Here is a 26,305-nt window from a genome sequence, read left to right as displayed (position 1 = left end):
GAGAACGCGTAAACCGAGCGACGCCGAACGGGGGAGTGAATGCGCAGGGAGTTCGAGACGCGCCTCGCCGTCGGCGACGTGACCGTCACGGAGCGAGACGTGGAGATGCTCCGCGCAATCGACCGACACGGGTCGATGCACCGGGCGGCCGAGGTACTCGGTCGTTCGTATCCCCACCTCCAGCGGCGACTGGTCGAAATCGAGGCGGCCGCCGGTGACCTCACCGAACGGGAGCGCGGCGGGGAGGGCGGCGGCGGCACCACGCTGACGCCGGCGGCCCGGGACCTCATCGGGCAGTTCTCGCGCCACCGTGCCGGACTCGAAGGCGTAGCCTCGGTCACCGAGACGGTCCTCCCGGGGACGGTCACCGACCGTGACGGTGAGATAGCGACCGTCGAGACGGACGCCGGGCCGGTGACCGCACTCGTCCCCGAGGACGCGACGGCCGTCGAGGTGGCCGTGCGGTCCGACACCGTGGTCCTCCGGCGGCCCGACGAGGGGGACGACACCGCAACGACGAGCCTCCGCAACGACCTCGCGGGCACCGTCACTGACGTGACGACGGGCGAGGCAGTCACCCGGGTCGACCTCGAACTCGACGGTGGCCCGACGCTGGCGGCCCTCGTGACGGCCGAAAGTACGCGACGGCTCGCCCTCGAACCGGGGTCGCGAGTCGTCGCCTCGTTCAAGGCGACGGCGACCCGGGGCGTCGCACGGCCGGACGGCGGTTAGGTGAGGTGTACCGGGGCGACCGTCGCCGCGAAGGCGATATCGAACAGCGCGAGGAGTATCACGACGACCGCCCCCGGAACCCCGAAGACCGCACAGACCAGGAGCGTGACGATGGATATCTGGACGCCCAGTCCGAGGACGTTCGCCACGAACAGAATCACGAGGCCGACGACGGCGTTGACTACGAGTGCCCTCAGTGAAACCATGGCACGTGTCGACGACGGAGACGGTTTGTTAGTCGTCGCTTTCGGCTCGAAAGAGTAGCCAAACCGAGACCGGCCCGCCACCCACGGCGCGCAGAGCCACCCCGCCTCAGAACTCCGTGCCCTTGCGCGCGCCCTGACCGGCGTCGATTGGGTGTGTCTCCTTGCGGACGTTCGTCACGAGGTCGGCGTGGTCGGTGACGTACTCGGGTCGGTCGTGGCCACCCGTCAGGACGAGTTCGAGGTTCTCGGGTTTGTCCGCGACCAGCGCGGTCACGTCCGCCGGGTCGAGCAGGTCCCGGTTGGCCGCGTACAGCACCTCGTCGAGAATCAGCATGTGGAGGCCCTCGTCGGCGTCGCCGTCCGCGGCGAGCGGGGCGGTCAGGTCGGCCGCACGCGCGCCGTCGAGCAACTCGCGAGCACGGGCGAGTGCCCCCTGTGCGCGGGCCGCGTGTTCGTCGTCGTCGCTCCCGTCGAGGAAGCCGTGCCAACCGTAGTGGCCCGCGTTCTCGTAGGAAAAGCCCGGCATCGCCGCGATGGCGTTGTACTCGCCGCGCACGTCCTCGACTGTCGAAGTGCCGCCCTTCATGAACTGGAGCATGTGGACGCGGTAGCCGTGGCCGGCGGCACGCATTCCCATCCCGAGTGCCGCCGTCGTCTTGCCTTTCCCGTCGCCCCACCACACCTGCACGAGACCGAACTCCTCGGGCGCGCTCGGCGTAATCGGGGCGGCCGTTGGCGGTCCGTCGGACGTGTCGTCGCTCATACCCATCCCTCGTTCCGGCGGAACCTATGTCTCCCGGTCGGTTGCAGTTGTCGCCCCCACCTCGAACACCGTCGCCTCGCGGTCAGTCACGACGCCGTGGTCGGCGTCGGCGACCGAGGTCGGAACCGAGCAGTCGGCGTACCGCGAGGCGAGACTCGCCCGGACGGCCTCGCGAACGCAGGCCCGTGTCGCCGCACCGACCGGCGTCGCACTCCCCGCGAACGCCGCCGTGTCGCCGTCCGGGTCAGTTCCGACGACCACGCCGTCGCTGGTCGTGCCCGAAAAGCCAGTCGTGGCCGTCAGCGTCGCCGTCTTCGCCTCGACGGCGGTCGCCAGCAGGGTCGCCAGTCCGCCATCGGGGAGCGCGCGCGTCGTCCCGACCAGCAGATTGACCGTCCCGACACGGCCGCCGTCGGTGGTGTCGGACGGAGCACCGTCGGGAGCCATCGGAAGCGCGGCGGGGTTCGAGAGGCCGACCGTCGCCACGGCTTCGACCGGCCCCGAGCGCGCGCCGCGGGCGTGGGCGAGTGACACACCTGTCAGGAGCGCGGGGCCGGCGTCCGGGAAGCCGGCGCGCTCGCGTCGCTCCCGGACGTAGGCCGCCAAATCCGTCCGGTCGAATCCCTCGGGAACGGAGACGTTGTACGCGGCGTCTGCGGTCCGATAGCCGCCGTCGTGGTCGGTGACGAGCCATCGCGTGCCCGGGCGCGCGAGGCGGAGAACCCCCTCGGCGACGCGTGCCGCGAACATCAGACCCCCAGTGCCGCGAGCAAGCGGTCGTTCTCCTCGGGCAGGCGGACGGCGACGCGGACGTGTGCGTCCAGTCCGTGGAACGTCCGAGCGTCCCTGAGTGCGATGCCCTCGCTTCGGGCGTCGGCGAGTGCCGCGTCCGCGGCGTCGCCCGTCCCCGCATCGAGCAGGAGAAAGGGCGCGTCGGAGGGGTGGACCTCGAACCGAGCGGCGAGTCGCTCGGCCATCCGCGCGCGCTCGGTCCCGACGCGTTCGCGAGTGCGGGCGACGAACGCCGACTGTCGCATCGAGTGCGTGCCGACGGCCGCGGCCGGAGCGGACAGCGACCACGTGCGCCGCGCGGCGTCGAGTCGCTCACGGTGGCGACCGGTCGCCACGGCGAACCCGGCACGCAGACCCGGCAGGCCGAACAGTTTCGTCAGCGACCGGGCGACGACCACGCCGTCGGTGCCGGCGAGCGACGGCTCTTCGGTGAACCCGAGGAACGCCTCGTCGGCGAGGAGCGCGGTGTCGGCGGCGCGGCACCGTCGGGCGAACGCCCGGAGCGCGTCCGCGTCGTAAGATTGCCCGGTCGGGTTGTTCGGGTTACAGACGACGACCATCGCGTGGTCGGTCGGGTCCACGTCGAGGACGTCGGGGGCGGGGACGAACGCGGGGTGGCCGCCCTGAAGTCTGACCTCGCGGGCGTACTCGCCGAAACTCGGATAGGGGACTGCCACCGACTGGCCGGGACTGACGGCGGTGGCGACGGCGAGGCGGATGGCGGCCAACCCGCCCGGCGTGGGTATCACGTCGCCGGCGTCGCAGTCGGCGAAGTCGGCGGCCGCGATGCGGTACTCGGGGTAGTCGTCGGCCGGGTACGAGCGGGCGGACGCGAAGGCCTCGCGGTACACCGCCGCCGCACCGTCGGGGACGCGCGGGTTCGTGTTCGCGCTGAAGTCCAACACGTCCGGGTCGTCGACGCTCCCGTGGTGGACGCGGGCGTCGTCAGCCTCCGGGGTCGCTCCGTCGGTGGCTGGGTGCTCGCCGAGCAGGGCCTCGACGGCGTCGGGGTTCATGACTCGTGTCAGGGTCGGAGCCGGGATTAACGCTTGCCCTGCTCGGCGATACTGGCCGCGACGGCCGCGTCCGCCCGGTGGTTCACGTTGACTGCCAGTCGGTCGTCCGCCCGGACCAGCACGCCCCCCTCGTCGTCGCCGAGGACGTTCAGCCCCGTCGGCGCGAGTTCGCGCCCCTCGCGCTCGAAGGTGGTGTCACAGCTCACACCCAACTCACGTTTCAGGGCCGCGGGGACGGCGACGGTCAGCGACGTTGCCTCGCGGTCGGCGTGTGCCGCGAGGACCGCGTCCACCACGTCGGCGGTGAGCAGGGGGAGGTCGGCGGCACAGGTCAGGACTGGGCGAGCGAATCCGGCGGCGTCGAGCGCGACATCGAGGTCCGCAACGTAGCCCTCCCCGGGCGTCTCGACGACCGTACAGTCCGCGCGCTCGCGCAAGTGGGCACGCGTGTCGGGAGTATGTAGAGAGACAGCGGCGGCGACGCGTTCGGCGCGACTGTCGGCGAGTGCGTCACAGACCGCATCGACCATCGGGCGGTCACGAACCGCGAACAGCGGTTTCTCGACGGATGCGTCGAGGCGGGTGCCACGGCCGCCACACATCAGGAGAGCGTCCACGCGACCACCCCCACGTGGAGCGCGGCGGCGCGTGCGAGTTCGTTCGTCGCCCCGAACACGTCACCGCTGACGCCGCCGAGGTTCGTCCGCGCCCACCGGCGGGCCGCGAGCGCGACGACGGGGCCGGCGGCGACTGCGACCCCGGCGGCGAGCGACGGCCACGCGAGGGGGACGACCGGGAGCGCGAGGACGACCGGAACGAACAGGTCGGCGGCGTCGGCCGGCCGGACCAGTTGCGCGCCGAGGCCGTCGTACGGGGCGGTCCCGAGCGCGGACAGCGTGGCGAGGCCGAGTTTCGCGCCCACCTCCGCGGCGACGACGAGGACGACGGCCGTCCGGGTCGGCAGACCCGCGAGGAGCAGGCCCGCGAGCGCGAGCGCGGCGACGAGGATGGCGAGCGCGAGCGTCCCACCGACGCCGAGGTCGCTGTCCTTCATGACGGCCCGGCGCGACTCGTGACGCTCCCGCGGCGTCTCGCCCGTCGCGTGGACGACTGCGGCGTCCCCGAGGTCGGCGACGCCGTCGGCGTGGTTGATGCCGGTGACGGCGACGACGCTGACGGGCACGACGAGGGCGAGCGTCGGCCCGGGAACCGGCACGGCGAGTGCGACGGCGACCGGAAGCGCGACGAGCAGGCCCGCGAGGTAGCCGACGGGGACGAGCGGCCACGGGTCGCGCCGGAAGGCCGCCCACGCGTCGGCGTCGCGTCCGACCGGCAGGCGCGTGAGGAAACCGACCGCACCGCGGAGCGCGAGCGAGGGGGCGGGAGACGCCGCGTCGGTATCGTCCTCGGTTCCGTCACCACTCATCCGACCACCCCCGGCACCGCGAGCGCGGCGGCCGCGAGGACGTACGCGAGCAGGCCGGCGACGCCGACGGTCCGGACCCCGCGCCGCGCCACCGTGACCGACGGGAGGGGTGCGTCCGGGTTGAGTGTATAGACCCCGGGTTTCTCCAGGCGCGCGTCGACGGCCGCCGCGAGCGTCCCCATCGGCCACCCGGAGTTCGGCGAAGGAACGTCGTCGTCCCAGCGGGCGGCGCGACCGAGCGCGCGGGGGGCGCGTGCGGCGAGCGCGAGGAGGACGGCACTCACGCGGGCCGGGACCCACATCACGGCGTCGTCCAGCCGCGCGGGTCCCCAGCCGACCGGTTTTTCGCGGTAACCGAGCATCGAGTCCATCGTGTTGACGGCCTTGACCCAGACGGCCGCGCCGGTCCCGACTGCGAGGGATACCTGCGCGCCGAGCGCGAACGCCAGCAACGGCGCGACCAGGCCGTCCGCGAGGTTCTCGGCGGCACTCTCGACGGCCGCGCTTCGGACTTGCCCGGCCGAGAGGTCGGTCGCGTCCCGGCCCGCGAGCGCGCGGAGGTCCCCGCGGGCCGTCGAGAGGTCGTCGTCGGTGGCCGCGACGACCTCGCTCGCCCGAGTGACGAGCATCCGGAAACTCGTCACCGAGAAGAGGGCGAACCCGGCGACTGCGGCCGCCCCGAGCGGTCGTGCGCGCACGGCCCACACGAGTCCGGCGACGGTCCCGGCGGCAAGGAGCGGAAGGAGGAGTACCGCGATAGCCCCGACGAGGCGCGGCCGGCCCCACGCCCGGTCGAGCGGTGCCACGAGTCGGCCGAACCACGCGACGGGGTGACTCAGTTCCGGCGGCTCCGCGAACGCGGCGTCGAGGACGAGCGCGAACCCGACGATGCCCACGCCCAGCGACGCCCCGGTGACGGTCACGGGACCCCCTCCGCGAGCGCGGCCGGGAGGTCGGCGAGCGGCGTGTCGTCGAGAAGGAGTGCGGTCGCGCCGGCGTCGTCCGCGCCGCCGTCGGTCGCCGGGTCGTCGCCAATGTGGACGACATCGGCGAGCGGAACGGCAAGTCGGCCCGCGACGGTCTCGAAGGCTCGGGCGTCGGGCTTGCGCCACCCACACCCGGCACTCGTGACGACGGCGTCGAACCGGTCGCGGTCGAGGTCGGCCCGGACCAGCGTCCGCCCCACCAAGTCGGGGACGGAGCAGTTCGAGAGCAGGCCGACCGGCCCGTGGTCCGCGGCGGCTTCGACGGCCGCGGGAGCACCCGGCCGCGTCCGGACGTCCGGGTCGAACGCCGCGACGACGGCCCGCCGAACCGCGTTGTCCGCTGGCCGTTCGACACCGCGGCTGGCGAGGGCGGCCGCGACGTGTGCGGGGAGCGGGACCTCCGCGCCGGACGGAACGTCCATGTGTGGTTCCCGGTAGGCGTCGGCCCAGTCCTCGGGGACTGCGACGCCGCGCTCGCGCAACTCGGCGGCCACCGCGGCGGCGGGGTCGTCCGGGCCGTCGACGGTCACGAGCGTCCCGAACAGGTCGAACGTTACTGCCACTGGGCGTGCATCGGCGCAAGTCCACTTGAACGCCTCGGTGGCCGCCGGGACGGTGGGGGGAGACTGGCCCGGCCTCGCCGTGTCGACTGGACGGACGCTCCAGCGGGGCGCGGGACGGGGACAGTTGGAGACGGCTAGTTCGTCTCACGTCCGGCGGTTGAACGGTCTAGTGTTTTCAAGAGCGGCGAGCCCATCTACCGAGACATGACTGAGGTCGAACGAGTGCGCGAACTGTCAGGGGCACCTCGGGCGACAGGCGCGAGGTGTTGAGAGAGATGGGTCGGTGGGCGCGGTTCAAGCGACTCCTGACGAGCGAGACAGTCGACACACCGTATCAGTGTCAGAGCTGTCGGACCGGCCTCGAACGGCGGTATCAGGTCTGCCCGGAGTGTGGCGGGTACGACATCCGACGGTCGGAGTGGGTCGAGACCATCGACCCGCCGAAAGAACACAGCTAAACCTGCTCGCGAAACTCGATTTCGCCGTCGCTGTGGACGACGACGGTCAGTCCTTCGTAGACGAACGAGACCGACCCGTGGTTCCCGGGGGCGTTCCGGGTCGGGCCGAACACGGCGTCGAGCGCGTCCGGGTCGACGGACTTGTCGAGTTGTTCGAGGGCGGTCGGACTCACGTCTTTGATTGCCGCGACGCTCTCGATGAGTCGGACACTCGGCGACTCGGTACCGGGGTCGTATGACGTCCGATAGGTGCCACTGTCCGCGTCGTATTCTACGTGGGTATCGTCGGACGCTGTCATCTGGTGACTCCAGTCGGCCCAGTGTCTGTTACCCGCAGTTCCGCATCGTTCCATATAAGCGGTGCTACTTCGGGACGCGTCGTCTGTCGGAGTCGATTCGTATAGGTGTCCAACGTGCCGCTACATCGGCGGGACAGGCGAGTCGGATACGCCCGACTACGAGTCGACTTCAGGGAAGGACCGCCCTCCCCGATTTGAACACTGTAAGACGGTTCGACTCGCTACGCTCGTCGACTGCGACTCACAAGCTCAACTCGGCTCAGTTGGATTTTCGGAGAAAATCCGCCCTCCCCGATTTGAACGCCGGAAGACGTGCTCGCTTCGCTGCGCGCGCCTTCCCAGCCCTCGTTCGCTTCGCTCACGAGGACGGGGGACAAGTCGATTATGAACCGGCTTGAAAACGAGTCCGCCCTCCCCGATTTGAACACTGTGAGACGGTTCGACTCGCTACGCTCGTCGACTGTGACTCACAAGCTCAACTCGGCTCAGTTGGATTTTCGGAGAAAATCCGCCCTCCCCGATTTGAACGGGGGGCAAGTCGATCTACAGTCGACTGCTCTACCAGTCTGAGCTAAGGGCGGGCGCAATTTTACGTAGGTCGACTGTCGGACTTAACGGTTATCATCCGAGAGCGTCGGCGCGCCGGCAGACACGTGTCGGACACGCGGGAAGATTCAAATACCCCCGAAGACATGGTGTATGACAAGTCGGTATGAGCAAGATTACCTTCCGGGCGGACGACGAACTCATCGAGCAACTCGAAGAGTTCGACGCGTCCAAGAGTGAGGTCATGCGGAAGGCACTCCGGGAGTTCCTCGACGCCGACATCGAGACGCGTGCCGACGCGTCCGCGGAACGACGCGGGGCCGACAGCCTCGACGAACTCGTCGCCGAACGCGTCGACGCCATCGTTTCGGACCGCCTGAACGGCGCGTTTACGCCGAGTCAGCCACAGGATATCAACGTAAACATCACGCTAGACGGCGATTCGGCGGCCGAAGCGGCAGTCGACGCTGACGACCGTAAGACGGGTGTTGACGAGGCCGGAGACGTGTCAGACACGGCCGCCGACGCGCGTAAAACGTGCCAGCAGTGCGGCGACGAACTGGGTTCAGACGACGTTTACTGCCCGAATTGTGGGGAGAAGGCGGCCCACCGGGTGTTCTGCGAATGTGGTGACGAACTCCGGTCTGACTGGGCGTTCTGCCCCGGCTGTGGCCGGCGGACGCCGGCCGCCGATGTCCTCGACCGGCCGTAGACGGGCGTAAACGCCGTTAACCGCATGTTTACCCGCGTAAGCACCTACTGTCTTACGCCCGGGGAAAGTTTTATAATCCACCGGTCAGATGTAAACTCTGCGTAAGACGGCGCGTCTTACACACCGCGAATTCGCGTTGCATCCCGCCGCAGTATGGTGGTATTCGGTGTGTAAAACGATGGGGCGCGGTACCACACCCCGGCTGTCTTACCCCAAAGGGGAATAACAATATGGAGCGTGTGACACTACGGATTCCGAAACAGCAGATAGAAGAGGTCGAACGAATGGTCGAATCGGGAGAGTACCCGAACCGGAGCGAAGCAATTCGCGCGGCCGTTCGAGATATGCTCAACGAGCACGAGGGAACCCAAGAGTCCTCGCAGAAGCGCAAACGCACTTGGGCGCAGGTGTAGACGATGCAGGACCTCGTGAAGTCGGCACTGGAGAACGACGAGCAGGAGAAGAAACAGCAGGCCGAGATGGACGCCGACGGGTTCGGCGACCCGCGCATCGTCATCGTCGGTGCGGGCGGTGCCGGGAACAACACGGTCAACCGGCTGTACAACATCGGCGTCGACGGTGCCGAGACCGTCGCCATCAACACCGACCGTCAGCACCTGGAGATGATAGAGGCCGACACGAAGATTCTGGTCGGCAAGAGCCTCACCAACGGCCTCGGTGCGGGTGGCGACCCCAACATGGGCGAGCGCGCCACCGAGATGGCTCAGGGCACTATCAAGGAAGTCCTCGGTGAGGCGGACCTCGTGTTCGTGACCGCCGGGATGGGCGGCGGTACCGGGACCGGTGCGGCCCCCGTCGTCTCGAAAATCGCCAAAGACCAAGGTGCTATCGTCGTCGGGATGGTCTCGACGCCGTTCAACGTCGAGCGCGCCCGCACGGTGAAAGCCGAAGAAGGCCTCGAACGGCTCCGTAACGAGGCCGACTCCATCATCGTGCTGGACAACAACCGCCTACTCGACTACGTGCCGAACCTGCCCATCGGCAAGGCGTTCTCGGTGATGGACCAAATCATCGCCGAGACGGTCAAGGGCATCTCCGAGACCATCACCCAGCCGAGCCTCATCAACTTGGACTACGCCGACATGTCGGCAATCATGAACAAGGGCGGCGTGGCAGTCATGCTCGTCGGCGAGACCCAAGACAAGAACAAGACCGAAGAGGTCGTCAAGGACGCGATGAACCACCCGCTGTTGGACGTGGACTACCGCGGGGCCTCGGGCGGCCTCGTCCACATCACCGGCGGCCCGGACCTGACCCTCGACGAAGCCGAGGGCATCGCGAGCAACATCACCGACCGCTTGGAGGCCAACGCCAACGTCATCTGGGGCGCGCGCATCCAAGAGGAGTACAAGGGCAAGGTGCGCGTCATGGCCATCATGACGGGCGTCCAGTCCGCCCAGGTACTGGGTCCGACGACCCAGAAGCAGGCCGACCGGTCGAAGCAGGCGATGGGTCAGGACGTGGAGAACGACGGTATCTCCGAGCCCGCCGAGTTCGACGCGAGCGAGAACGTCGGGAACGAGGCAGGCCAGTCCTCGGGTCGCGGCGACGCGTGGGGCGACGGCGGCCAAGACGAGACGACCGAGACGAAAAACGGGCTCGACGTCATCCGGACAAACTGACGCGACCCCGGCGTTTTCTTCGACACGCTACCCCGGTAGTAGCAACCATCCCGCCAGCAGTCGGTTATCCTTCGGCGGCGTGGACAGCCTCGACCAGCGCGCAGGCTCGGCACACGTCACGGGTCGTCGCCGCGCCACAGCGGTCACACTCGCCGACCGACGGCCCGTCGTCGCCGCGGTACCGCTGGGCGGCGAGCGCGGCGAGTTCCTCGTAGCCCGCCAGTATCGAGTGGCGTGTCCCGGGGTGGTTCTCCTCCATATCGAAGAGGAGTTGCTGAATCTCGCCACGGTACGCCTCGCTTGCGTGGGGGCACTCGGTGATGTGTGCGGGGAGGTCCTGCAGTTGTGCGTAGAGGGCGACTTCTTTCTCGGGAACGTCCCGGAGTGGTTTCGCGCGGGGGACGAACGGACCGTCCGTGCGGACGCGGGCGGGCGTCTCCCCACCCCCCTCGAAGGCCCCGAGGCTGGCGTCGAAGTGTTTGGCCATCTGCTCGATGTCACCCTCGAAGAAGTTCATCAGCGCGGTCTGGGCCTCGTCGTCTAGGTTGTGGCCGGTCAGGAGTTTGTCGGCGTCGTACTCGTCTGCGTACTGTGAGAGCAACGACCGGCGGAACACGCCACAGTAGGCACAGGGAGCCATGTTCTCCGGGTCGTCTTCGGCCACGTCGTCCATTTCGAGGTCGAACTCCTCGGCGTAGGTGACGACTTCGTGGCGGATGTCCAACTCGTCGGTGAGTTCGAGACAGGCTTCCAGCGATGCGTCGCGGTACCCCTCGATACCCTCGTGAATCGTGAGCGCGACGAGTTCGACGCGCGGGTCCCGCGCGAACGTGTCGTGGAGAATCTGTGTGAGGACCACGCTGTCTTTCCCGCCCGAGAGGCCGACGAGCCACGTCTCCGGGTCCTCGGGTGTGGCGTCGTCGGGGAGGAGCGCGTCCTCGCGGATTCGGTGGCGGGCCCGCTCCTCTACGGAGCGACAGAGGTGGTCGGCACACAGGTGCAGACCCGAGTAGGCGGCGTGCATCACCGCGTCCGCGCCGCACTTGTCACAGTCCATTGCCGGGGACTTGTCGGCGCGTACTGTTGACCGTTACTCTTCGAGGGCGTCCACACCGCGGTCGATAGCCGCGAGCAGAGTGTCGGTGTGCTCCTCGCGGGCCGACGAGGAGAAGAACTCGTGGCCGCCGTCGTAGGCGACGCGGTTGGCCTCGGGTGTGCGGGCTTCGATTGCGGGGGCACTGACGACGCCGTCGGTGGGCGAGTAGAAGACGACGCCACCGTCGAACGGCGGGAGGCGGTCCTGGCCGCGCTTGGCCTCCCGGAGGAACGTCGGGGCGGACCGACTCGGCAGGGCCTCGACCTGTCGTTCGGTGGCCAAATCGCCCAGTTCCTCGCGTTCGATGCCGGCCGGGAGGAGGGGCGTGGAGACGGGGAGTTTCATGGCGAGAGTGACGAGGGGGTTGTCGAGGTCGTCGTGAAAGCCCCACCACGGGCTGAGGTGGACTTTCGTGACGGGGGCGGGGTCGGTGAGGAACTCGCCGATGAGGCCGCCCGTCGAGTGGGTCAGCAGGCGGTACTCGCCGAGGTCAGCGACGTGGTCGGCGATGGGGGCCAGCCACTCGGCGTCGAAGTCGGTCACGACGGTCGGTATCTCGAAGACGTGGAGGGCGTAGCCGGCGTCGAGGAGTCGGTCCGCCAGCCACGCGACACCCTCGAACTCGGGTTTGGTTCCCCACCCGAGGACGAACACGAGGTCCGGGTCGGACTCGTCGCCGTAGCGTTCGAGTCGCATACCAGTCGTTCAGCCGTCGAAGGTAATTACCTGTGGGCCGTGTCGGCGGCCGACACGGAGCGGAAACCGTTTTGCCGCGCGCCCGGCTACTGGGAGTGATGACCGACATGGACCGCGCGGACGCGGTGGCCCGCGTGGAGCGACTCGTCGAAACCGTCGAGCAGGACCCGATGCCGGTCCCGGTTCGGGAAGTGTGGGTGTACGGCGACGTGGCACTCGGCCTCGACCCGGTGGAGCGACTCGACGTGTACGTCACGAAGGACATGCTGTTCGGGCGGGACGGCGACCGGGAGGAAGCGTTCCGGGAGTCCCACGGTATCGAGGGCGTCGGCAAGACCGTCGACGCCGACTGGGCCGACCAGTTCCCCGAGCACCTCCGGGCGAACGCCAACGGCCACGCCGCACCCGAGCAGTGTCTGGCGGCACATCTGCTCGAACCCGACGAGCCGATTCACCTCGAAGTGTGCAACGCGTCCTTCGAGGACAACGTGACCCAGCGGCTGGAGGGCGCGCTCGCCCGCGAGGACTACACACAACTCCTCGACCCGCGCGGGGTCTGTCTCTGGGTCGAGGGCCAGCGAAGCGACGAGGCGTTCCGGAAACTCCGCGAGAGCGAGTTCGCATTCCCGCCGCTGTCGGGCGCGCTGGAGATGCTCGGGTTGGACCCCGAGGAGGCCGAGACGGCGGCTGCCACCGTCGAGGACCACCGGACGGCACAGGACGGCCGGACCGTCCGCGGGGACGTGCTGTGACTCGGGGCGTTCTCACCTACGGGAGTCTGTTGAACGAGGGCGAACTCACGGAGACACTCTCGGCCGAGTCGGTGGCCGATGCGGTGCCGGTACGAGTCGATGGCTACCGGCGGTCGTTCAACAAGCCCTCGAAGGGACGGGAAGGAGTGAACGGCGAGAAAGCCATCCTGAACGCCGAACCCGAGTCCGGGGCGTGGCTGAACGCGGTGCTCGTTCCCGAGGTGCCCGACGACGAGTTCGAGCGGTACCGTGCTCGCGAGTACCGCTACGACCTCACCGACGTTCCGGCCGCCGCCGTGACCACCTACGACGATGGGGACGGGGCGGCAGTCGAGCGACCCACCGAGCGACTGCTGGCCGTCAGCGAGGGGACGCTGACCGACCCGCGACCGATTCCCTACTACGCGCGGATGTGCGTCGAAGGGGCACGCGAGTGGGGCGAAGCGTTCCTCGCGGACTTCCTCGTGACGACCCACCGCATCTGAAACCGCCAGACTGGGGCAGGGTAGTCTCGTAATACGGTCGCGAAAACATACGTTTTCTGACTGTAATTGTATAATATTTCGTATGTGTAAGCAGTCAGCCGCTTGGCATACAATCATACGTATGCCGACACGAAGGCGGCTCAGACGCGGCCGACCGTAACGTAGAACGGGACGAGTTCCCGGCGGTGGTACTCCTCGGCCTGCATCTGTGCGACGACGGTCCGTCCCATCGCCCGCCACTGCTGGCGGAGGTCGGCGATATCCTCGGGCGTGGCGTCCCCGGCGAGCATCGTCTCGCGGTCCGTCGTGATACCCTCGCCGGTCGCCTTCCGCCGAGCAGCCTCGACGTCCTGCTCCGAGTAGGGTGGGTCGGTTCGCCGTTCGTGGTCGTACCGTCGCGTCGACACTTCCGAGAGCCCCGCCGCCTCGAAGGCGTCGGCGGCGTCGGGGCCGAGCGTCACGTCGGTCGCGATGCCGTCGAGATAGAGTGCCCGGGCACGGGCGGCGAGGCGGGCCTCGTCGTCGGCCGTCGACGTGACCGAGACAGCCGCGTTGTCGGGTTCGACTGCCGCGACCGCCTCCGTGGAGACGCGAGCGAACTCCGCAATCGCGGCCTCGGGGTCGGGGAGGTTGACCAACAGTGCCTGACAGACCACGAGGTCGAAGGTGTCGTCGGGAACGGGGAGCGAAAGCGCGTCCCCGCGGACGACGGGTGGGTCGACGTGGGATAAGAGGGTCGCGTCGGCGTCGATGCCCACGACGGTCCCGGGCACTTCCTCGCGGAGGACGCGGGTGAACTCACCCGACCCACAGCCCACGTCGAGGACGCGCTCGCGGGTGTCGAGTTCGAGGGCGGCGAGCGCGGCCCGGTCGTCCCACATCCCGGCCCGCGTGGTTCGGAGGTACTCTGCAGTGAACTCGCGCACGGCCGCTCTTGGCCGGACGCGCTGAAAAGCGGTCGGGTTCGGGCAGCGGTCAGTTCTCGCGCAGTTCCCGCACGCGCTGGACGTTCCACTCGAAACTCTTGCCGTTCTCGGTGGGCGTCTCCAGAACGAACGGCACGTCGCGCAGGTCTTCGTGGTTGATGAGGGCCCGCATGCCGGCCTCGCCGATTTCGCCCTCGCCGACGTGTGCGTGTTCGTCTTTGTTCGTCCCGCACGCGTGTTTGGAGTCGTTGAGATGGATGCAGGCCAAGTCCTCTAGACCGACCACGTCGTCGAACTCGGTGACGGTCGCGGCGACGCCGTCCGGCCCCGAGATGTCGTACCCCGCCGCGAAGGCGTGGGCCGTGTCGAGACAGAACTCGATGTCGAGGTCCGTCCGGTCTTGGACGGCCGCCAAGTGCTCGAACTGGCCGCCGAGTTTCGTCCCGCTCCCCGCGTCGCTCTCGATGAGGACAGTCACGTCGTCGGGAACGTCGAGTTCGTTCAGCGCGCTGGCGGCGTTGTCTAGGCCGCCCTCGACGCCCGCGCCGGTGTGGGCTCCGAGGTGGACGTTGACGTACTCGATACCCAACTGGTCGGCGGCGTCGACCTCCCGTTGCATGCTGTCGATGGACTTCGCGCGGAGGTCGTCTTTCGGGGTACAGAGGTTGACCAGATACGAGGAGTGGATGACCCACGGCCCGATGTCGTTGTCGGCCGACTGCTCGCGGAACTGCGTGGCGTTCTCGGGGTCGATGTTCGGGTCCTGCCAGACTTGCGGGGAGTGGGAGAATATCTGTCCGCAGTTCCCCTCGTAATCGAGTTGCTCCGTGACGGCGTTGTGGACGCCGCCGGCGATGGAGGTGTGCGCACCGACTCTGAGCATACCGACAGCAGGGACGACGGAGTCAAAGCCGCTTCGATGCGAGACGGGTTCCGATACCGTGCAAAGGGACTTAGACCTGTAGGTCGTTGTCGGTCCATGACCGAATCGGCCGGACTCGCCGTCGGCGACACTGTCCCCGACTTCGACGGTGAACTCGTATTCCCCACCGGTAACAGCGAGCAGGTCCCCCTCTCGGACCTCCTCACGGACGGGCCCGTCCTGCTCAACTTCTACACCGCGGACTTCAGCCCGGACTGCGTGAACGAGTGGTGTGAGTTCAGGGACTTCGAGTGGTTCACCAGCTCCGGCGACGTGCAGGTGGTCGGCGTCAGCAAGTCCGGGGCCAGCCTCCACCGGCGGTTCATCGACTACCTCGATTTGGGGTTTCCCCTCTACACCGACCCGGACCTCGCCATCGCCGAGGCGTTCGGCGTCCGCTACCGCGCGTTCAAGTTCTCGGCCCGCGCACGCCGGTCGACCTTCCTCGTCGACGAGGACCGGACTGTTCGGTACAAGTGGGTCAGCGACCACTGGCTCGACCCCAGCCGGGACACGCCGCCGGTCGGCGAGATACACGAGGCGGTTCGGGCCGAACTGGACGACCAGCAGGAGACGTTCGGCTTCAGTTGAGTGACGTGGGGTCCGTCCGGTCCCGGACCCACTCGTCGGCACCGTACTTCTTCTCCGCGCGCTCGCGTGCCCGGGAGAGTTCGTCGGCAGTCCAGTCGCCCTCGACGGCATCGCACCACGCCGCGAGCGCGTCGGTCAGTTCCGAGACCGCCCGCTCGCGGCCACATCCGGACTGCTCGTGAACGGACGTAACGCGTGCCTCGAACTCGGCGGGCGTCACGTCCTCGGTGGCGAAGACGGCGAGGTGGCGTTCGGGCCGGGACGTGTGCGTGAGCGACCCGTGCTGGATGACCGCGTCGCGTTGGCGGTACTGGGCGTTCCCGCTCAGTTTCCGGCCGTCGTCGGCTACCACGTCGTGTGCCGGGTGCCGCTTCCGCAGGTAACAGGCCGGTTGGTGGACTGCAGGCTTTTCATCTTGGGCGTACCCCGCTTCGACGCCCATCCCGTCGAGCGCGTCGAGAAGCGGCTCACAGAACAGGCGGTACGTCTCCATCAGGTCGCCCGGCACCGCTGCCGCCGGCGCGGTAACGGAGTAGGAGATGTCGCCCCGGTTGTCGTGATAAATCGCGCCGCCGCCGGTCTGTCGGCGCGTGACAGTAACCCCCTCGCGGTCACAGTACGCCCAGTCGATGGTCGCGGGGTCTTGGTGGTACCCCAGCGAGAGCGTACTCGGCTCCCAGCGGTACACGCGGACGGTCCGGGGGCCGCCCGCGGCGGCCGTCTCGGCCGCGATTTCGTCGAGTGCCATGTTCATCGGCCCGGACCACGACTCCTCGCGGACGAGCCGCCACTCCTCGGCGGCGAGGTTGGTCATGTCTCCGCGTAGCAACCCCGGGGGGAAAGCGATTGCGTCCGGCGGGCCATCGCGATTTCTATATCGCGTCATACCATTTACTGCTGCCGGACTGCGGACACGTCGGGCTTTTATCCGCCCGGCGGCTACGGAGCGGTAATGGTCCAGAACATCGCCCCGCTGATGGTTGACCTCGAACCTGAGGACTTCCATCTGCTCTCGGGCGTCGAGCAAGGGATGCGGTTCTCGGAGTGGGTCTCGAAGGGGAAGCTTCCGGAGTTCTCCCGGCTCACCGCCGAGGACGTGGACTACCGGCTGGACCGCTGTGAGGACCGCGGTCTGATAGAGCGAAAGACCATCCAGTACCAGGGGTTCAAGCTTACCTTCGAGGGCTACGACGCGCTCGCACTCCACAGCCTCATCGAGCGTGAGACCATCGAGGAGTTCGGCGCGCCGTTGGGGGTTGGCAAGGAGAGCGACGTGTACGAGGTACGCTCGTACAAGCCCTTCGCGCTGAAGTACCACCGCGAGGGCTACACCAACTTCCGGGAAGTCATGAAAGAGCGGGACTACACCGCCGACCGCGACCACGTGTCGTGGCAGTACACCGCCCGGAAGGCCGCCGAACGGGAGTACGACGCCCTCGAATCGCTGTACCCCGACGTGAGCGTGCCCCGACCGGTCGACCAGAATCGCCACGCCATCGTCATGGAGCGCGTCGAGGGGACGGAGCTCGGGCGGACGAAACTCGAACCCGAGCAGGTCGTGCCGATACTCGATTTGATTCTCGCGGAACTCCGAACCGCCTACGAGGCGGGGTACGTCCACGCCGACATGAGCGAGTACAACGTCTTCGTCACGCGCGAGGGCGTGACCGTCTTCGACTGGCCACAGGCGGTACCGACCGACCACGAGAACGCCGACGAGTTCCTCGCCCGAGACGTAGAGAACCTCGTGAGCTACTTCCAACGGAAGTACCCGAATCAGGTCCCCGAGTTCGATACCGACGACGTGGCGACAGCCATCGTCGACGGCACGTTCGAGAGCGTCGCACCCGACGCCTGACCCACTGTTTCAGTCGGCCGGCAGACGTACTGGCATTTTTTGTTGTATTGCACCGTCGGGTGCGCGAGTTGTGAATCGTATATCGCTATATAGAATCCGTGGTAGAGCGGGTTCCCGAGGGTGAGGAGACCACGTCACGGACTGGGCGCGCCGTTGGAGCGTCCTGACCGCTATCGGCAGTCCTGCGTGGCTACACGGTGCCGACCAGCGTTCAAGTGGCCGAGCACTGCAGCAAGCGAAACCCGTCAGCGGTCGGGCGGGTGCCCAGCGGAGACAGCCGACCGAGGAGATGCTGCAGCGGGTGGCGCGCCGACAACAATCAGAAAGGCAGCCCGTTGCAGAAGCGAGCAACCGGTGGCAGACGGCGGATTCGTCCGCCGGCGTGGGATGTCAGCCCGAGCGACCGGCGAATCTAGCGACCAGAGTGGTAGCGACGAGTGCGACGAGCGTCACGCCCACGCCGAACCCGGGACCGGAGCTGCTCGTTTGCGTCTCTTGGCCCGGCTCACTGGCCGTCGTCTGTGCCTCGTCGTCGGTCGTTTCCTGCGCCGTCCCGTCAGCCTCCTCGTACCGGAATCGATAGTTCGGGTTCGGCGGACGCCCCGCCTCCGGTTGTGGTCCGTTCGGCCGCCGGTGACCCCCCGTCGCTCGTCTCGGCGGTCGGTGTGTCGTCGCCCACGCCCAGACAGCCGGCCACACCGACAGTTGCGGTTGCGATACCGGAGATGAACGCTCGGCGACGCACTATCTCTCTCCCTGCTCCGCTCTTGTCCATGCAGAAGCAACCCTGCGGATACTCTTAAAAGTTCGATTTCCGACAGAACGTTCGTAGGGGTGTGCGGTCGACGGGACGGTGAAATCAAACTCCCCGTGTTTCACTCGGGAGCAGTCGCTGGAGCGTTTCGAGTGAGTGAGGTGAAACCGAACGTGTGACGCGCGGCCGTAGCGGCTATTCGTCAGACTGAGCCATCGCCGGACCGCCAGCGGGGGTGTCGGACCCGAACGGTTCGACGTCGACCTTGTGTTTTGCCAGTCGGGCACGGAGCATGTCGCCCTCCAAGTCGTCCCCGGCGAGTGTCGAGATGAATTCGAGGGACTGGGCGTGCGCGCCGAACGGCGTCTCGGAGAGGGACTCCAAGGGGCCGGTCAAGTGTGCCGGTTCGGCGTACTTCTTCGAGTGGATTTCGTCGAGTGACAGCCCCTGCAGTTGCCGCTCGACTGCTTGGCGGGCGGCGGGGGAAATCCAGCCGAGACGCTCGTAGTAGCGGAGTGCCGAGAGCGCGCCGCTGGTCCCGAACGTCGTTCCGAGGTACTTCGCCCACTGGATTATCGTCTCCGTCCGCGAAACGTCGATGGGGTGGTCGAGGTACGGCCGCGAGCCGTGTGCGTCGGTCATACGGCTGTATACGGTATCAACTGTCTAAAGCCGCCGTCTCGAATCGAACCGTGAGTCACGTCCCGAGGAGGCCACCGGCGACGGCCCGCGTCGCGACGGCGACGACCGAACCGGTCCACGTCAGCATCACGAAGTGGATGAGCGAGTTCACGAGGTGGCCACGGTCGATGACCCGAATCATCAGCGCGGAGATGACGGCGTTCAACAGCACGACGCCGAGCAGGAGCATCTCGATGACGAAGAGGTTGTAGTTCTCCGTCGTGAACAGCGACCCGATAAACTGGCTATCCTGCGTGCTGATGCTCTCGGCGACGGTGACCATCTGGGCGGCGATTTCGAGGCCGATGAACGCCGAGAACATCGCCGCCGCCGTGATACCGTAGACGACGCCGATGAACGTCCGCGTCGCCTGCTCGCGCTGTTCGCGCACGCGCAGGACTTCGTTGAGGTTAGCCGAGATGACCTGGCCGAGTTGCCGCGGGTCGCCACCCATCCGGCGTCCGACGACGTACATGTCACCGAACTTCTGGATGAGATACGACCCGGTTTCGGCGGCGAACAACCGCCACGCCCCCTCGGTGTCGATGCGAGTTCGGAGTCGCTTGTACAGGTTGTCGACGTTCTGGGTCAGCGCGCCGAAGTCTTTCTTCCGGAGGGATTCGAGGACGTTGGCCGTCGACGTCTGCTTGATGGCTTCGACGCCACCCAGTGCGCGAATGAACGACGGAAACCCGTCGTCGCGTTCGATGACGTTCTGTTCCTCGCGCCGCATCGCGATGCCGGGGATGAGAAGCGGCGTCGTCGGAATCGCGAGATACAACGGGATCGGCAACACGTCCCTCGGGAGCGGCGTGTACCCGAACGCGACGAGGATAACGCCGACAGTCGTGAACGCGGCGAGGAGGACACCGCCGACGAGTGGCACGCGGATTCGGCTGACCGGGGAGTGCCCATCCTGAGCCTTCTGCCATACCGGGTCACGCGGGGACGTGGTGTGGATGACGAACAGGAACCCCCCCTGAACGAGGCCGAACATGCCGACGACGCCGCCGATGAGGATGGTCGGGTTCACGCCGAGGAGAATCGGGATGACCGTCGAGAACACGAGGATGAACGTCGCCGACAGCATCAGCGACAGGTACAGTTCCTTCATCACGTCGAGTTTCGCCAGTGCCGATTCGTACCGGATGACGAATTCGTTTATCATCGACTCCTGTTCGTCGATGAGGAACTCGTCGATACCCTGCCCGGCCCCGACGGTGTAGGCCAGTCGCTCGAAGAAGTCCGCCAGCATCTCGGAGGGGACGCGCTTCGACCGCCGCCGACACGCGTCGTCGAGAGACTGGTTCCACGTGTCCACGAGGGCCGTCACGTGTCCCATCTCCTCGGCGAGCGCGCCGTACTCTTCGACCTGTGCGAGCGTCCGGAACACCTCCACGCGCTCGATGTTCGTCATGGACAGCACCGTGATGTGAGTCAGGAAGATGTGGAACTGCTCGCGGACTTCCCGGCGTTTTCGGTCGGCGACCACTTTCGGATACACAGAGGCAGCGGTGAGAAACAGGAGCGCGAGCAATGCCAGCGGAGCAGCGACGAAAAGCGGCGGAGCGAACAACACGATGGCGACGATAGCGACGAGCAGAAACACCACCGACGGCAGGAGGACGAGCAGCGCGTACCGTTGCACCGGCATCTCCATGTGCCGGTAAGCATCCGCGACTGCGCGGACGAACTGCCGAAAGTCGATTCGTGGTTCCTCCGTCTCGTTTTTGGTCGCCATTACGGATTCGCGACCTCCGTGAGTCCGTGGATGTCGATGGGGAGTTCCTGGACGCCGTCGCGCTGGAACGTCTCGATTGCATCGTTGACCTCGTGGTACCCGACGATATCGGCGTCTATCAGCCTCTGTATGATTTCGGCCCGCCGTTCCAGTTCGTCGTAGATGCGCCGAGTGTCCTCGTATCCGAGGAGGGTCGCGATTTGGTTTTCGAGGACGTGGCTGTTGTTCTGTCCTTTGAACACGATTTCGTCGTCACGGGGGTCCCACGAGAACGCTTCCCGGGTGACGACGCCGCCCTCGTGGTCGGAGTAGCCCTCTATCTCTTGGACGCTGGTGACGCGGCGCAACACGTCGTCGCCCTGTTTGACACGGTTCTGGAACAGTGCCACGTCGCAGTTGTCCATGAACGTCTCGGGGACGTTGATGGGGTTCGAGGTGAACCGCTGTATCATCGAGACGATGTCGCTGGCGTGGAACGTGATGAGAACCGGGTGGCCGGTCTGTGCGGCCTGAAACGCCATCTGCGCCTCGGCCCCGCGGACCTCCCCGACACAGATGTAGTCCGGGCGCGACCGGAGGGCGGCGGCGACGAGGTCGAACATGTCCACGTCCGACCCGCCGCCGCTCCCCTCCCGCGTGAGGAGTTGCTGCCAGTTCTCGTGTGGCGGCATCACCTCGGCGGTGTCCTCCGCGGTGTAGATTTTGTGGTCACGGGGGATGAACGAGAACATCGAGTTGAGCGTCGTCGTCTTCCCCGAGGCGGTTTCACCGACGACGAACACGGTCTGTTCGTTCTCCATGCAGAGCCAGAGGTACGCGGCGAGTTCGGGGGAGAGCGTGCCCCACTTGGTGATTTGGAAGATGGAGAGTGGCACGTCCTCGCCCTGTCGAATCGTGAGCGACGGCCCCTTGATGCTCACGTCGTCGGAGTAGATGATGTTGATACGCGACCCGTTCGGGAGCGTCGAGTCGATAATCGGGTCGGAGTCCGAGACGGGCGTGTTCATCCGTTCGCCCATGTTCCGGATCCAGTTGCTGAACTGGTCGACATCGCCGAAGTCGACCGTCGTCCTGACCATGCCGAACGTGCCGTTGTCGACGTAGCAGGCGTGCGGGCCGATGACGTGGATGTCCTCGTTTTCCGGGTCGGACATCACCGGTTCGAGCGGGCCGAGTCCCACGATGTCGCGCTGGAGGACGTACTGGAGTCGCTCGTACGTGTCCCTGTCGACCACGAAGTCCTCGCCGAGCAGCGACGTGCGCGCCCGGTCGAGGAACGTCTCCTCGTCGGTGTCGAGCGTCAGAATCTCGTCGACCAGTTCGTCGAGGTGGTCGATGAAGTCGTCACCCTCGGTGGGTGCGGGCTTGTTGACCGAGCGGTCCAGCACCTCGGCCCGGAGGCGGTCGTAGAGTACCGCCTCGTCACCCGTCAGCGTCGGTTCGAGACAGTAGTACGTCGTCTCTTCGCCCGCCTCGCCGTAGACGTGGGCGAAGATGGGCGGGTCCGCCGGGAAGAGGACGTTCGGCTTCTCCGTGGCGTGTTCGTCCCCCGGTTCCTCGGTGTACGTCGGGTACGTCCCGGTCCGTTGGTTGAACGACTGGATGTGCTCACGGATGTGTGAGTGGTCGTCCATGACACGACGCAACTCGTCGGAGAGGCGGGTACTCGAACTCATGCGATTGTCCTCGATTCGATGACGATTCCCCGTCCCTGCTGGACGGAGAAGCCGATAGTATCGTCGACCGGGCGTTTCATCCCGGCGAAACGACGAACCAGTGCCTTCTTGCGGATTTCCTGTCCGACAGCCTCGCTCTGGAGGTCCAAGTACACGTCGGCGGCCGACTGGAGCGGGCGCAGTGCCCGGTCGGGGAGTACCGACGGCTCCACGGTCAGTATGACGACTTTGTCCGCGGCCAGTGCCGTCTTGAGGCGGTCGACGACTTTCTCCATCGCCCGGTCCTCGTTTCCGGTGCCGATGGTCCGGGCGAACTGTACGTCGTTGCGACAGAGTTCGGCGAACCCGTCGACTGCGACGGTACGGGCGTCCCAGAGGGCGTTCGGGGTGAGAAACCGGCGCAACAGTTGCCGTTCGCCCGCCGTCGGTGCCTTGAAGTAGCGTAGCTGACCAGTGAGCAGGTGTTCGACGATATCGTACGACAGCGAGTTCATCTGTGTTATATATTCGCGTGCTGATAGTTGTGTCGAGGCCATGCCGACGGACGTTCCCTCCTCACAGAGGCCGTAGACGAACCGCGAGGTGAGCACGGACTTCCCCGCGCCGGCCGAGCCCTCGACGAGGACGAGTGCCCCCTCCGGGAACCCGCCACCGATGGCGTTGTTGACGCGGTCACGGGCTTCGAGGCCGATGGAGAGGTGATTCATACTCTGAACCGGAGCGTCTCTCGTTCGCTTCTGACGATGACCGTGGCTTGGTGGTCGCCGGTCGAGAGCGGTTCGTCGACGACGATTCGAACGACGGACCCGTCGTCCCACTCGCTCCCGTTGATGACGGTGATGCTGTACGAGGAGCGTTCGATGTACTGTCCGTCGATCAAGACGTCGACGGTCGACCCGCTCGTCGATATCTGGCGACGGCCCGTGTTCTTCACGAGGAGACGGACATCGTCGGCCCCGTCGTCGTACACGGCACCACTGCCGGGGTTGCTGATGATTTCGATGTCCGTGTCGAGGTCCGACGCCACGTCGGCCCCGCGTTCGTCGACTGAGTCGGAGATATCGCCGACGGTGGTCACCAACGCACCGGAAACGGCCGCGGCCACGCTCACGGCGGCGATGAAGATAACGAGTTCCGAGACGGACGCGCTCGCCATCTAGACCACCTCCACCGTCGTCGTCGTGGCGACGCCGGGGCCGGTGACGACGGTGACCTGTTCCGGCGTGGTCGACTTTGTCACCGTTATACTGAGGCGTTCGTTTGGTACCCACACCTCGGTCGTCGTGTCACCGCTGACGGTCACGTCGTTCGCCGCAACAGACGTGTGGGTCCCGTCCACGAGGAGGTCCAGTTCGGGGACGCTGAGGACGGAGGTACCGGTGTTCCAGACGGTGACGTTGAGACGGTCCGACGTGGCGTTGTACGTCGCGTTCAACGTCTCGACGGCGGTGTTTTGCTGTGTCAGCGCGCGCTCGTTCCGGTCGGCAACTGCGTCCGAGCGACGCTCTTCGTATCGGTCGACGGCAGGGTACAGTGTCGCAGCACAGACTAACACGCCGACGAGAATGACGGCCGTCGCGCCGCTGACACTGAATCCCATTAGACTTCAGAGAGTCGGTCAATCGCGCGAATGTACTTGTACGAGGCTGCGTGTTCGTCCGCCGTGGGTTCGTGCGGTTGCATCGGGTCGACGAACACGTCGAGCGACGGGCCACCGAGGATGTCGACGAGGTGTTCGGTGACCGTCGGTGAGAGCCAGCCGATATCCTCGTAGTGCTCTATCGCGCGGAGTGCACCGGCCGGGCCCGACTGTTCCATCAGCCCCGCCAGCCACTCCATCATGAGTACATCGCCCGCGTACGTGTCGGGGACGGACGCGAGGACGGGACGGTCACCGGCGGTGTCGGGACCGGCTTCGGTCGCCGCTGCTGCCGTACTTACCGCATCGTGGTCCTCGCCCGACGCCGTGGTCGGTTCGGGGTCGGCCGCACCGTCGCCGGTCGGGTCACTGTGGGGTGTCGGGTCCGCCGCTTGCGGGTTCTCCGAAGCCAGCGGGTCGGCGTTCGAGTCGGGGGCCGTGGCGGCGTGGTCGTCGGTCGGTTCGTCGTCCAAGTCCTCGAACGAGACGATGTCGTCGGTCGATTCGCCGTTGCCGTTAGCATCGTTCTCGCCGGCGAACCGCTCCATCGCCGCCGCGCCGGCGTCCTCGTCGGCGGGAGCGAACCCGTCCGTGTTCCCGTTTCCGTCCGCGCGCGGGTCGTCGGCGAAGGGGTTGTCCGCGGCCGTGAGTTGGTCGTAGACGCCCGCGAGCCGACGGACGGTGTCCTGCATCTCCGATATCGAGTCGTTTATTTCCTCCTGTGAACTGCGGACCGCGCGGAGCGACGACTCCGTCGAGTCGATGTCCTCCTCGAGTTCGTCCATCCGGGCGTCAAGGCCGTCAATATCGACGTCGAGGCCACCCTGTGCGGGCTGCTGTGGTTGGCCGTCGAGGGACATCCCGCCAACGTCGTCCGGGTCCTCCATCTCTGTCTGGTCGTCCGGTTCGTCGTCGGGGTCTGAGTCGTCTGATTCAAACATACGAGCGATATCCTCGAACATGGTCGGTTCCGTGTTGCTGTGCGCACCGTGGCTGCCAGAACAAAGTGGGACTGACAATATACAATGCGGGGCGGACTCAAGCCGCGTTTTGAGTTTCGATACGCTTGTCGAGTCCGGCTCTGATTTGATTCGCCGTATTAAGCCATTAGACGGTTACGACTGAGTGGGAGCACCCCACCAGACAACCGGTAATCAACTATGAAACTGCCAACACCCAACGACACCGACCGCGGGCAGGTCGGCATCGGCACGCTGATAATCTTCATCGCGCTGGTGCTGGTCGCCGCGGTCGCCGCCGGCGTCCTCATCAACACGGGCGGACAGCTCGAATCCCGTGCCTCGGACACCGGCGACGACGCACAAGCACAGGTCTCCAATCAGATCGACATCGTCACCGCTCGGGCCAAGACCGACGGTAGCTCCGCCGCAGAGAACATCACGCTCATCGTGAAGAAGTCGCCGGGTTCGGACACGCTGAACGTCTCGCAGGCGACGATTCAGTACACCGCCGACCAGTCGGCAGAGACGCTGACGAACTCGTCGAGCGGGGTCACGATTACGGGGCTACACGGCTCTACCACCGTCCTCGAATCGACATCCCAGCGGGCGATGATCGCAGTCGACCTGACGGCGAACACAGACCTCAACACGCTCGACGCGGGCGAGGAAGCTGAGTTGAAGATCGTCGACCAGTCGGGTGCAGCGACCATCTACGGGGTCAACGTCCCCGACGTCATCGCGGACACGTACGTGGGGGTGTAACACATGATAGACAAATTCATCTCTGACGACGCACGCGGGCAGGTCGGCATCGGCACGCTGATAATCTTCATCGCGCTGGTGCTGGTCGCCGCGGTCGCCGCCGGCGTCCTCATCAACACGGGCGGACAGCTCGAATCCCGTGCCTCGGACACCGGCGACGACGCACAAGCACAGGTCTCCAATCAAGTCGACGTCGTCTCCGCGACCGGCGTCAACAACGACAGCGACAACTCGATGGAGTACCTGAAGGTCGTGGTCAAGAAGTCCTCGGGGTCCGACGACATCGACCTCGAAGACATGACCATCGAGTACCAGTCCGGGTCTGCGGCAGCGAACCTCGAGTACCAGTCCGGGAGTACTGGTAATCAGGAGTTCAACACGACGCAGGTCGCAGGGAGCGCGTCCCCGACAGTGCTGAACGAAACGTCCGAACGCGTCGAAATCGGCATCGACGTGGCGGGCGTCGAAGGGACGGACCTGCAAGAAGGGTCCTCGGTCGAACTGACCTTCATCGAGCAGTCGGGCGCGACGACCATCTACGGGGTCAACGTCCCCGACGTCATCCAAGGGCAATACTTCCCAGTGTAGCGTATGACGACGAACCGCACTCCGACGACGGCGA

33 protein-coding genes, 1 tRNA gene and 1 pseudogene are annotated in these 26,305 nt (G+C 66.6%); 11 read left to right on the top strand and 24 right to left on the bottom strand.

The window, feature by feature from the left end:
• Positions 1-39 precede the first annotated feature (39 nt).
• Complete coding sequence (locus MUG95_RS10870; RefSeq protein ID WP_247006899.1) at positions 40-732, top strand: TOBE domain-containing protein; 693 nt, start codon at positions 40-42, stop codon at positions 730-732.
• Here the strand turns inward: MUG95_RS10870 and MUG95_RS10865 are convergent.
• The 8 genes from MUG95_RS10865 to MUG95_RS10830 form a co-directional block, all read right to left on the bottom strand.
• Positions 729-938: a pro-sigmaK processing inhibitor BofA family protein gene (locus MUG95_RS10865; protein WP_247006896.1), complete on the bottom strand. Its 210-nt coding sequence runs from the start codon at positions 936-938 to the stop codon at positions 729-731. The genes MUG95_RS10870 and MUG95_RS10865 overlap by 4 nt on opposite strands.
• A gap of 106 nt (positions 939-1,044) precedes the next feature.
• Positions 1,045-1,701, bottom strand: a complete 657-nt coding sequence (locus MUG95_RS10860; RefSeq protein ID WP_247006893.1) for a cob(I)yrinic acid a,c-diamide adenosyltransferase — start codon at positions 1,699-1,701, stop codon at positions 1,045-1,047.
• 24 nt (positions 1,702-1,725) lie between these two features.
• Entirely contained in the window at positions 1,726-2,451 is a 726-nt protein-coding gene (locus MUG95_RS10855; RefSeq protein WP_247006879.1) for an adenosylcobinamide amidohydrolase, read from the bottom strand.
• Entirely contained in the window at positions 2,451-3,509 is a 1,059-nt protein-coding gene (locus MUG95_RS10850; RefSeq protein ID WP_247006871.1) for an aminotransferase class I/II-fold pyridoxal phosphate-dependent enzyme, read from the bottom strand. Before MUG95_RS10850 ends, MUG95_RS10855 begins: the two co-directional genes overlap by 1 nt.
• A 26-nt stretch (positions 3,510-3,535) precedes the next feature.
• On the bottom strand, positions 3,536-4,111 hold the full coding sequence (locus tag MUG95_RS10845; protein WP_247010479.1) for an NTP transferase domain-containing protein: 576 nt from the start codon (positions 4,109-4,111) through the stop codon (positions 3,536-3,538).
• Positions 4,111-4,935, bottom strand: a complete 825-nt coding sequence (gene cobS, locus MUG95_RS10840; RefSeq protein ID WP_247006868.1) for an adenosylcobinamide-GDP ribazoletransferase — start codon at positions 4,933-4,935, stop codon at positions 4,111-4,113. Before cobS ends, MUG95_RS10845 begins: the two co-directional genes overlap by 1 nt.
• On the bottom strand, positions 4,932-5,858 hold the full coding sequence (cbiB, locus tag MUG95_RS10835) for an adenosylcobinamide-phosphate synthase CbiB (RefSeq protein ID WP_247006864.1): 927 nt from the start codon (positions 5,856-5,858) through the stop codon (positions 4,932-4,934). The genes cobS and cbiB overlap by 4 nt, the downstream gene beginning before the upstream one ends.
• The gene (locus MUG95_RS10830) at positions 5,855-6,484 is read right to left on the bottom strand and encodes an HAD family hydrolase (protein ID WP_247006855.1); all 630 of its coding nucleotides are present in this window, start codon (positions 6,482-6,484) and stop codon (positions 5,855-5,857) included. Before MUG95_RS10830 ends, cbiB begins: the two co-directional genes overlap by 4 nt.
• 275 nt (positions 6,485-6,759) lie before the next feature.
• Here MUG95_RS10830 and MUG95_RS10825 point away from each other — a divergent pair, with 275 nt between their 5' ends.
• Positions 6,760-6,942: a hypothetical protein gene (locus MUG95_RS10825; protein ID WP_247006842.1), complete on the top strand. Its 183-nt coding sequence runs from the start codon at positions 6,760-6,762 to the stop codon at positions 6,940-6,942.
• Here the strand turns inward: MUG95_RS10825 and MUG95_RS10820 are convergent.
• Both MUG95_RS10820 and MUG95_RS10815 read right to left on the bottom strand, forming a co-directional pair.
• A complete protein-coding gene (locus MUG95_RS10820; protein WP_247006832.1) occupies positions 6,939-7,241 on the bottom strand; it encodes a HalOD1 output domain-containing protein in 303 nt (100 codons plus the stop codon). The two genes, MUG95_RS10825 and MUG95_RS10820, sit on opposite strands and share 4 nt — an antisense overlap.
• A gap of 507 nt (positions 7,242-7,748) precedes the next feature.
• Positions 7,749-7,822, bottom strand: a tRNA-Tyr gene (locus tag MUG95_RS10815).
• 131 nt (positions 7,823-7,953) lie between these two features.
• Between MUG95_RS10815 and MUG95_RS10810 the strand changes: the two genes are divergently transcribed.
• The 3 genes from MUG95_RS10810 (at position 7,954) to ftsZ (ending at position 10,142) form a co-directional block, all read left to right on the top strand.
• Positions 7,954-8,499 (top strand): double zinc ribbon domain-containing protein, encoded by a 546-nt coding sequence (locus MUG95_RS10810; protein WP_247006830.1) that lies wholly within the window; start codon positions 7,954-7,956, stop codon positions 8,497-8,499.
• A 230-nt stretch (positions 8,500-8,729) separates the two neighbouring features.
• Positions 8,730-8,912: a transcriptional regulator CdrS gene (gene cdrS / locus MUG95_RS10805; protein ID WP_247006827.1), complete on the top strand. Its 183-nt coding sequence runs from the start codon at positions 8,730-8,732 to the stop codon at positions 8,910-8,912.
• A 3-nt stretch (positions 8,913-8,915) separates the two neighbouring features.
• Positions 8,916-10,142 carry a cell division protein FtsZ gene (ftsZ, locus tag MUG95_RS10800; RefSeq protein ID WP_247006818.1) on the top strand — a complete coding sequence of 409 codons (1,227 nt, stop codon included), beginning with the start codon at positions 8,916-8,918 and terminating at the stop codon, positions 10,140-10,142.
• Positions 10,143-10,206: 64 nt separating this feature from the next.
• Here the strand turns inward: ftsZ and ncsA are convergent, their stop codons facing one another.
• Together ncsA and MUG95_RS10790 are read right to left on the bottom strand one after the other, a co-directional pair.
• Positions 10,207-11,199 (bottom strand): tRNA 2-thiolation protein NcsA, encoded by a 993-nt coding sequence (ncsA, locus tag MUG95_RS10795; protein ID WP_247006702.1) that lies wholly within the window; start codon positions 11,197-11,199, stop codon positions 10,207-10,209.
• Between the two features lie 33 nt (positions 11,200-11,232).
• Complete coding sequence (locus tag MUG95_RS10790) at positions 11,233-11,934, bottom strand: alpha/beta fold hydrolase (RefSeq protein ID WP_247006696.1); 702 nt, start codon at positions 11,932-11,934, stop codon at positions 11,233-11,235.
• Between the two features lie 98 nt (positions 11,935-12,032).
• Between MUG95_RS10790 and MUG95_RS10785 the strand changes: the two genes are divergently transcribed.
• Together MUG95_RS10785 and MUG95_RS10780 are read left to right on the top strand one after the other, a co-directional pair.
• A complete protein-coding gene (locus tag MUG95_RS10785) occupies positions 12,033-12,686 on the top strand; it encodes a DUF7095 family protein (protein ID WP_247006694.1) in 654 nt (217 codons plus the stop codon).
• Positions 12,683-13,171, top strand: coding sequence for a hypothetical protein (locus MUG95_RS10780; protein ID WP_247006692.1), 489 nt, complete (start codon positions 12,683-12,685; stop codon positions 13,169-13,171). Before MUG95_RS10785 ends, MUG95_RS10780 begins: the two co-directional genes overlap by 4 nt.
• Before the next feature lie 140 nt (positions 13,172-13,311).
• On the opposite strand, the gene MUG95_RS10775 is transcribed toward MUG95_RS10780, so the two are convergent.
• Together MUG95_RS10775 and MUG95_RS10770 are read right to left on the bottom strand one after the other, a co-directional pair.
• Complete coding sequence (locus MUG95_RS10775) at positions 13,312-14,097, bottom strand: class I SAM-dependent methyltransferase (protein ID WP_372608173.1); 786 nt, start codon at positions 14,095-14,097, stop codon at positions 13,312-13,314.
• 49 nt (positions 14,098-14,146) lie between these two features.
• Positions 14,147-14,980: a deoxyribonuclease IV gene (locus tag MUG95_RS10770; protein ID WP_247006690.1), complete on the bottom strand. Its 834-nt coding sequence runs from the start codon at positions 14,978-14,980 to the stop codon at positions 14,147-14,149.
• A gap of 96 nt (positions 14,981-15,076) precedes the next feature.
• On the opposite strand from MUG95_RS10770, the gene MUG95_RS10765 reads away from it, so the two are divergent.
• Positions 15,077-15,610, top strand: coding sequence for a redoxin domain-containing protein (locus MUG95_RS10765; RefSeq protein ID WP_247006688.1), 534 nt, complete (start codon positions 15,077-15,079; stop codon positions 15,608-15,610).
• Here the strand turns inward: MUG95_RS10765 and MUG95_RS10760 are convergent.
• Complete coding sequence (locus MUG95_RS10760; RefSeq protein WP_247006681.1) at positions 15,603-16,424, bottom strand: lipoate--protein ligase family protein; 822 nt, start codon at positions 16,422-16,424, stop codon at positions 15,603-15,605. The two genes, MUG95_RS10765 and MUG95_RS10760, sit on opposite strands and share 8 nt — an antisense overlap.
• A gap of 138 nt (positions 16,425-16,562) precedes the next feature.
• Between MUG95_RS10760 and MUG95_RS10755 the strand changes: the two genes are divergently transcribed.
• Positions 16,563-17,468, top strand: a complete 906-nt coding sequence (locus MUG95_RS10755; protein WP_247006674.1) for a serine/threonine-protein kinase RIO2 — start codon at positions 16,563-16,565, stop codon at positions 17,466-17,468.
• Positions 17,469-17,858: 390 nt separating this feature from the next.
• Here the strand turns inward: MUG95_RS10755 and MUG95_RS17055 are convergent.
• From MUG95_RS17055 to MUG95_RS10710, 9 genes and pseudogenes are all read right to left on the bottom strand, one after another.
• Positions 17,859-17,945: pseudogene (locus MUG95_RS17055) on the bottom strand (PGF-CTERM sorting domain-containing protein); the annotation flags it as partial.
• A gap of 79 nt (positions 17,946-18,024) precedes the next feature.
• Positions 18,025-18,243: a hypothetical protein gene (locus MUG95_RS10745; protein WP_247010511.1), complete on the bottom strand. Its 219-nt coding sequence runs from the start codon at positions 18,241-18,243 to the stop codon at positions 18,025-18,027.
• Between the two features lie 174 nt (positions 18,244-18,417).
• A complete protein-coding gene (locus tag MUG95_RS10740; RefSeq protein WP_247006672.1) occupies positions 18,418-18,864 on the bottom strand; it encodes a FlaD/FlaE family flagellar protein in 447 nt (148 codons plus the stop codon).
• A gap of 55 nt (positions 18,865-18,919) precedes the next feature.
• Positions 18,920-20,644, bottom strand: coding sequence for an archaellar assembly protein ArlJ/FlaJ (arlJ, locus tag MUG95_RS10735; protein ID WP_247006664.1), 1,725 nt, complete (start codon positions 20,642-20,644; stop codon positions 18,920-18,922).
• Positions 20,644-22,320 carry an archaellum flagellar ATPase motor FlaI gene (gene flaI / locus MUG95_RS10730; RefSeq protein ID WP_247006662.1) on the bottom strand — a complete coding sequence of 559 codons (1,677 nt, stop codon included), beginning with the start codon at positions 22,318-22,320 and terminating at the stop codon, positions 20,644-20,646. The genes arlJ and flaI overlap by 1 nt, the downstream gene beginning before the upstream one ends.
• Entirely contained in the window at positions 22,317-23,027 is a 711-nt protein-coding gene (arlH, locus tag MUG95_RS10725; protein WP_247006660.1) for an archaellum protein ArlH, read from the bottom strand. Before arlH ends, flaI begins: the two co-directional genes overlap by 4 nt.
• Entirely contained in the window at positions 23,024-23,476 is a 453-nt protein-coding gene (gene arlG / locus MUG95_RS10720) for an archaellum stator protein ArlG (RefSeq protein ID WP_247006652.1), read from the bottom strand. The genes arlH and arlG overlap by 4 nt, the downstream gene beginning before the upstream one ends.
• On the bottom strand, positions 23,477-23,920 hold the full coding sequence (gene arlF, locus MUG95_RS10715; RefSeq protein ID WP_247006650.1) for an archaellum stator protein ArlF: 444 nt from the start codon (positions 23,918-23,920) through the stop codon (positions 23,477-23,479). It lies immediately after the preceding gene.
• A complete protein-coding gene (locus tag MUG95_RS10710) occupies positions 23,920-24,900 on the bottom strand; it encodes a FlaD/FlaE family flagellar protein (RefSeq protein ID WP_247006648.1) in 981 nt (326 codons plus the stop codon). The genes arlF and MUG95_RS10710 overlap by 1 nt, the downstream gene beginning before the upstream one ends.
• Before the next feature lie 219 nt (positions 24,901-25,119).
• Here MUG95_RS10710 and MUG95_RS10705 point away from each other — a divergent pair, with 219 nt between their 5' ends.
• Positions 25,120-25,683, top strand: a complete 564-nt coding sequence (locus tag MUG95_RS10705; protein WP_247006646.1) for a flagellin — start codon at positions 25,120-25,122, stop codon at positions 25,681-25,683.
• Positions 25,684-25,686: 3 nt separating this feature from the next.
• Complete coding sequence (locus tag MUG95_RS10700; protein ID WP_247006635.1) at positions 25,687-26,271, top strand: flagellin; 585 nt, start codon at positions 25,687-25,689, stop codon at positions 26,269-26,271.
• The last annotated feature ends 34 nt before the right edge of the window (positions 26,272-26,305 follow it).

It is taken from the genome of Halorientalis litorea, from assembly GCF_023028225.1.
GTDB lineage: Archaea > Halobacteriota > Halobacteria > Halobacteriales > Haloarculaceae > Halorientalis > Halorientalis litorea.
Note: the sequence above shows the minus strand (reverse complement) of the source record. Positions and strands in the feature narration are given on the sequence as shown.